Source organism: Streptomyces sp. SID3343 (genome assembly GCF_009865215.1).
GTDB lineage: Bacteria > Actinomycetota > Actinomycetes > Streptomycetales > Streptomycetaceae > Embleya.
Genome location: NZ_WWJX01000402.1, coordinates 1 through 702, shown reverse-complemented (window position 1 = coordinate 702; position 702 = coordinate 1). Strand labels below are relative to the sequence as shown.

Sequence of the window (702 nt, the reverse complement as noted above, 5' to 3'; positions counted from 1 at the left end):
GCTCGCCCGCGCGCTGGCCACCCACCCGCGGTTGCTCCTGCTCGACGAGCCGCTGGCCGCGCTCGACGCCCGCACCCGAGTGGAGGTGCGCGCGACGCTGCGCCGGCACCTGGCCGACTTCGACGGCGTCGCGGTGGTGATCACGCACGACCCGCTGGACGCGATGGTGCTCGCCGACCGGCTCACCGTGATCGAGGCCGGCCGTGCGGTCCAGGAGGGCACGCCGGCGGAGGTGGCCCGGCACCCGCGTACCGACTACGTCGCGCGCCTGGTCGGGCTCAACCTCTACCGGGGTCGAACCCACGACCACGGTGTCGAGCTGGCCGGCGGCGAGCGACTCGTGGTGGCCGAACTCCCGGAGGCGGCCGAGGTGTTCGTCGCCTTCCCGCCGTCCGCGGTGACCCTGTACCGGACTCGTCCCGACGGCAGCCCGCGCAACGTGTGGCAGGTGCGGGTGGACGGCATGGAACTGCACGGCGACACCGTCCGGATCGAACTGACCGGGCCGCTGCCGCTGCTCGCCGACGTCACCCCGCTCGCGGTCGCCGAACTCGACCTCGCGCCCGGGGCGATCGTGTGGGCGGCGGTCAAGGCCACCGAGGCCCGCGCCTACCCGGCCTGAGGGCGCGAACCAACTCGGCACGAGGGCGCGAACCGGCAGGGCACGAGGGTGCGAACCCACCCGGCACGAGGGTGCGAACC

General features: G+C 74.8%; 1 protein-coding gene. It reads left to right on the top strand.

What is annotated here, in order from left to right; all coding sequences use genetic code 11:
• On the top strand, positions 1–622 hold a 622-nt coding region (locus GT354_RS13375; protein ID WP_202511847.1), incomplete at its 5' end, for a TOBE domain-containing protein.
• Positions 623–702: the final 80 nt, after the last annotated feature.